Annotated in this window: 5 protein-coding genes; 1 reads left to right on the top strand and 4 read right to left on the bottom strand. The window is 38.2% G+C overall.

Going from position 1 to position 5,669, the window contains the following annotated elements; translation table 11 throughout:
- Positions 1-102 precede the first annotated feature (102 nt).
- From CD31_RS00495 to nadB, 4 genes are all read right to left on the bottom strand, one after another.
- A complete protein-coding gene (locus CD31_RS00495) occupies positions 103-519 on the bottom strand; it encodes a VOC family protein (protein ID WP_036074904.1) in 417 nt (138 codons plus the stop codon).
- A gap of 164 nt (positions 520-683) precedes the next feature.
- Positions 684-1,787 (bottom strand): quinolinate synthase NadA, encoded by a 1,104-nt coding sequence (gene nadA / locus CD31_RS00490; RefSeq protein WP_036074903.1) that lies wholly within the window; start codon positions 1,785-1,787, stop codon positions 684-686.
- Entirely contained in the window at positions 1,774-2,634 is an 861-nt protein-coding gene (gene nadC, locus CD31_RS00485) for a carboxylating nicotinate-nucleotide diphosphorylase (protein WP_036074902.1), read from the bottom strand. Before nadC ends, nadA begins: the two co-directional genes overlap by 14 nt.
- Positions 2,591-4,177 (bottom strand): L-aspartate oxidase, encoded by a 1,587-nt coding sequence (gene nadB, locus CD31_RS00480; protein WP_036074901.1) that lies wholly within the window; start codon positions 4,175-4,177, stop codon positions 2,591-2,593. Before nadB ends, nadC begins: the two co-directional genes overlap by 44 nt.
- Positions 4,178-4,268: 91 nt before the next feature.
- Between nadB and CD31_RS00475 the strand changes: the two genes are divergently transcribed.
- The gene (locus CD31_RS00475; protein ID WP_374116344.1) at positions 4,269-5,348 is read left to right on the top strand and encodes a cysteine desulfurase family protein; all 1,080 of its coding nucleotides are present in this window, start codon (positions 4,269-4,271) and stop codon (positions 5,346-5,348) included.
- The last annotated feature ends 321 nt before the right edge of the window (positions 5,349-5,669 follow it).

The raw sequence follows: 5,669 nt of genomic DNA, 5'->3' as shown, positions 1-5,669 counted from the left end.
CCCTTTCACGGCGGTAACACGGGTTCGAATCCCGTACGGGTCATACTAAAAACAGTAGATGCATTTGCATCTACTGTTTTTATATATTCATAGATACAAAATTTACTCTTGATTCAATGCATTTTCATCCATATAAACTACTTCCCAGATGTGCCCGTCTACATCCTGAAAGCCCCAACCATACATAAATCCATGATCTTGTGGTTCACTATAAGGTTTACCACCAGAGGCAAGTGCCTTATTCACTAATTGATCTACTTGTTCTCGATTTTCGGCAGAAAGACATAAGATTGCTTCTGCAGAAGTAGTAGTATCTGTAATTTCTTTCTTACTAAATCCTTTAAATCGTTCTTCAACCATTATCAAAACAAAGATATTCTCATTAATAATCATTGAGGCTGTTGTTTCATCACTAAATTGTTGATTGAACTCAAAACCTAATTCCTTAAAAAAACGAATGGATTTGTTTAGATCTTTTACTGGTAAATTGATAAAGATATTTTTCGATTGAAAAGCCATTTAGTATCACCTCCAAATTGACAGTATCATGGGGCATAAAGGCTTGTCAATTATAGCAATGCAGACGAAAATGGAAGCCATTAGCACTATTGAAAGCGGGTGTTATATCAACAAAAACAGAAAGGTTATGTCTTATAACCTTTCTGTTTAAAAAGTTTAACTATTTATCCTCTGGCTAGCATTCTTTCAAGTGAGCTAAGAGCTTCAGCAGTAGTATGTTCATCTACTTGTATACGGTTATGAGGTTGCCCTTGCTCGATACTTTCTAAGCTCCATAACAAATGCGGAAGGTCGATGCGATTCATTGTTAAACAAGGACAAAAGTTTTCATTTAAGGAGACAATATGTTTATCAGGATGCTGCTTAATAATGCGATTGACAAGGTTCATTTCTGTTCCAATTGCCCATGCAGATCCGCTTGGAGCTCGATTGATTGTATCAATAATGTATTTTGTGGAGCCTGCATCATCAGCTGCTGCTACCACTTCACGGCTGCATTCAGGGTGAACGATAATGCTCATAGTTGGGTGTTTTTTACGAATAACCTCTGTATGTTGAACGGTAAAACCTTCGTGCACAGAGCAGTGACCCTTCCAAAGTATAACCTGAATATTTTCAAGAGGCTCTTTTGTTTCGAGCATGTTCTTATGTGGATTCCAAACAGCCATATTTTCAAGAGGTATACCTAAATCATAGGCAGTATTTCTTCCTAAATGTTGGTCAGGTAAAAAGAAGATCCGCTGTTTTTGGGTAAAAGCCCATTGAACAAGTTCCTTTGCATTCGATGAAGTGACACAAGCACCACCATGTCTTCCGGTAAAGGCTTTAATAGCCGCAGTTGAATTAACATAGGTTAGAGGAATAATCGTATCACCAAAGAGTTCTTGAAGAATTGGCCATGCTTGTTCTGTTTGATAAATATCAGCCATATCAGCCATTGAACAACCAGCGCGCATATCTGGTAAATAGACATGTTGCTGTTTCGTTGTCAGCATATCAGCAGTCTCTGCCATAAAATGCACACCGCAAAATACGATGTGTTCAGCTTCCTTATTTGCTGAAGATAATTGAGCTAACTGTAAAGAATCCCCGGTTGCATCTGCAAATTGAATGACTTCATCTTTTTGATAATGGTGCCCAGGAATAAATAATTTAGGCCCTAATTTTTTCTTTATTGATAAAATACGAGATTCCATTTCCTTTACAGATAGTGCCCGATAATGCTCTGGAAGTAATGACGTCTGTTGTAATAAACTAGTGATGGACAAGGGAATGATCTCCTTTCATTTGAACGAGTGCACTAATATCAAAAGCTTTAACTGAATGTGTTAGGGAGCCAAGTGAAATCCATTGAATACCTGATTGGGCATATGTCTTTAAATTTTCAAGTGTGATGCCCCCAGATGCTTCAGTCGCAATAGTTGGTGGAACAATGGGAAGCCATGCACGGATTTCTTCTGGGCTACGGTTATCAAACATTATAATATCTGCTCCTGCCTTGATAGCTTCTTCTAACTGTTCTTTTGTTTCAATTTCAACTTCAATTTTAACGGTATGACCGACTTTCGCTCTTGCGGCTTGAACTGCGTTTGCTATGCTACCAGCAAAGGCAATATGATTATCCTTTAGCATAATTGCGTCATACAGGCCATTACGATGATTAAAAGCACCACCAATTCGAACAGCATATTTATCTAACATACGCAGTCCTGGTATTGTTTTACGGGTATCACATATTTTTGCATGAGTACCTACTGTTTCTTGAACGGCACGATTAGTCGCCGTTGCAATAGCAGACATTCGTTGAATAAGATTTAAAATGACACGCTCACCTATTAATAACTTTTGTAAGGGACCTTTAATCACAGCAAGCACATCACCTGACTTAACCATCTCTCCATCTTTTTTATGAAGGTTGACTTCGATTGATCGATCGAGTAAGAGAAAGCCATGCTCAATAATGAGTGCCCCGCAAAAAATTCCGCTTTCTTTCGCGTAAAAAGAAAAAGATCCTAGTTGATCGGCTGAAAAGATAAATTCACTCGATAAATCCCCATCTCCTAAATCCTCATTAAAAAATTGTTTGAGCATTTCCTCGAGTTTGATGATATTCATACAATGAGTTCCTCACTTTCATTTGTCCTTGCGAAAAAATAATCCATCGGCTTGCCCATTGTGCTTCCATTTCGGGTTTATCCGTCCGAATATGAGCTCCTCGTGTTTCCGTTCGCGTAATTGCTGCATGTGCCATTAATGTGGCGACTACATGCATCATAAATAATTCCAACTCAGCTAGTTCGAGACCATTTAAATTAACGTGAAGAAGTGATTGCAAGGAGGGCAATTGCTGAACAAAATGCTGCAAGTCATCAATATTTCTAACAATACCTAGGAACTGCATCATGTGTTGCTGTAATTGTGGTTTGCTAAATAAAGATGGCATTTTATCAGTACAATGAGGGTTTTCAAGTAAAAAATTTTTTTGATGACACCCTTTTTGAATGATGAACTGTGCCATTTTTTGACCAAATGTAATACCTTCCAATAGTGAATTACTTGCTAAACGATTTGCTCCATGTACGCCTGTACAGGCAACCTCACCGACTGCATATAGGTTAGGTATAGTAGTTCTTCCTTTGTCATCAGCAATAACACCACCCATCAAGAAATGACTTCCTGGAGCCACGGGGATAAGGCCATCCTGTAAATGAACATGATTATCATGGCACAGCTGAGTAATTGTTGGAAATTTTGCTTCAAAGTCTTGAATGTTAGCGATATCAATAAACGTTTCTTCACCAGCTGCACGTTTTGTAAATAGGGCAAGTGCCGTAATATGTCTTGGTGCTAGGTCAAGTTGAGCATGTAAACCTGTCATAATGGGCTGATGCTGTGCGTTCACAAAAATGCCCCCAGCACCTCTGACAGCTTCAGAAACTAATCCCTTTGCTTCATTTTTACACCACAGAAGACTTGGATGAAATTGCATAAATTCCATATCACTAATGGCAGCGCCTGCTCGAAATGCTAATGCAATCCCATCGCCTGTATTAGTTGGAAAATTAGATGTGCTTGAATAAAGGGCACCTGCGCCACCTGTCGCTAAAATAACATGATGAGCCAAATAACGTTTTGTACCTTTTTCTCCTTTAGTTAGTACTCCTACACAGTCACCATCTGTATTCCGTAAAAGCTCATAAGCCATTTCATAGCAATTAATCTTTGTTTTGGGTGAGAGTTTATGAAGCAAGTAATCTATGAAAATCTGACCAGTACGATCACCACCTGCATGTAGAATACGATGATGACTATGTGCTCCTTCAAGTCCTAAAGCAGGTTTTCCATCGACCTGCCGATCAACAGGGAGGCCATTCTTTAGATAGTTTTGCATAATCTCCGTGCCATCTTTAATAAGTGTTTTAACATGCCTTTTCTCATGATGATACTCTCCAGCTTTTAATGTATCAGCCATATGGTGTTGAATATGATCCTCCTCACTTATAACAGCAGCAATACCACCTTGTGCACGATAAGAACTACTCATATATATAGATGATTTTGTAACAATTTGTATTTGAAAATGTTCTTCAAGCAGTAAAGCAGCTTGAAGTGCAGCAATGCCACTACCAATTATAAGGACGTCTGTCTTTACATCCATAGTTATACCTTCTTTACAGTTGTCTTGACACCTATCTTTACATAAAATAAAAAAGAAAACAAGACCCGATGAACAAGAGAGGAAGAAGATGATGATTTATATGGATTATGCTGCAACGTCACCTATGATGAGAGAATCTCTTGAGGCATATGTAGAGGTAGCACAACGTTATTATGGAAATAGTGCAAGCTTGCATGATCTAGGGGGACAAGCCCTTTATTTTGTCCAGCATTCAAGAGAGGTTGTAGCTCATGCCCTCGGTGTACGTAGTGATGGCGTAATTTTTACGGGTAGTGGCACAGAAGGAAATCTAATAGCCATCTTGTCGTTAGCGCTAGCCTCAAAAAAAGGAAAACACATTATTTCATCCCAAGCTGAGCATACCTCAGTGCACGCAGCTTTGAATACACTTGAGAAAAAGGGCTTTACTGTAACAAAATTACCTTTGCAGAGGGATGGCTGCGTTGATCTGAGGCAATTGCAACAAGCAATCCGTGAAGATACTGCTTTAATTACCATTCAACATGTCAATTCTGAAATTGGTTCTATCCTGCCCGTGGAGAAAATCGTAGAGATAGCAAGAAAATCAAATATTTTCTGTCATGTTGATTGTGTACAATCATTTGGCAAACTAGCTATACCAAAAGGAGCAGATGCAATTACCATCTCGGCTCATAAAATAGGTGGGCCAAAGGGATGTGGGGCCATATATATTAACCCCGCAATCCGAGTACCTGCATTAACACCAGGTGTGACACATGAGAGGGGGCTCAGAGGAGGGACATTAGATACTCCTGCAATCGTGGCCTTTGCGGCGGCAATTGAAAACTATCAATATGAATTGCAACATTATGAAACTTTAAGAAATTATTTCGAAAATAATTTACCTGAAACATGTCAGATCGTTGAGTGTAAACAGCAACTACCTAATATTTGTGGGGTAATGATGGAGAAAGTAGAGGGGCAATATGTTCTTTTAAAGTTAAATGAGGCGGGAATCTGTATCTCTACAGGTAGTGCATGTGATATTCATAGTGAATCTGGAACAAAGGCCATTCTATCAATGGGTTTTTCTTTTGAAGCGGCACGCCAATTTTTTAGAATATCTTTTGGTCCTTCTACTACACTTGATGATATTGCAAAATTAAAAAGAGAGCTTGCAAATATTTAATGAGAGGACGAGTGAAGGATTATCTATATTCTTCACTTGTTTTGAAATAGATTATAAGCTAAGAATATAGGTGAAATAAAATAAATGTTTTCTTTTGAATCAACAATTGCTATAATATTTTGCAGGGCAATATTTTCTCTTACTTAACAAAAATATCTTTTAAAAGTAATAATTTCTTTTTTTTATAAAAAAGTATTGCACAATGTTAGAAAACGTTATACAATAATTCTTGTCTTGAAGGACAGGTAAACAACTTCAAAACAAGATACATAACAAAGTCTAGTGATGATGGCAAAGAGGTCACACCCGTTCCCATACCGA

This window comes from Lysinibacillus boronitolerans JCM 21713 = 10a = NBRC 103108 (genome assembly GCF_000772935.1).
Classification (GTDB): Bacteria; Bacillota; Bacilli; order Bacillales_A; family Planococcaceae; genus Lysinibacillus; species Lysinibacillus boronitolerans.
This window is presented reverse-complemented; position numbering and strand designations above follow the sequence as displayed.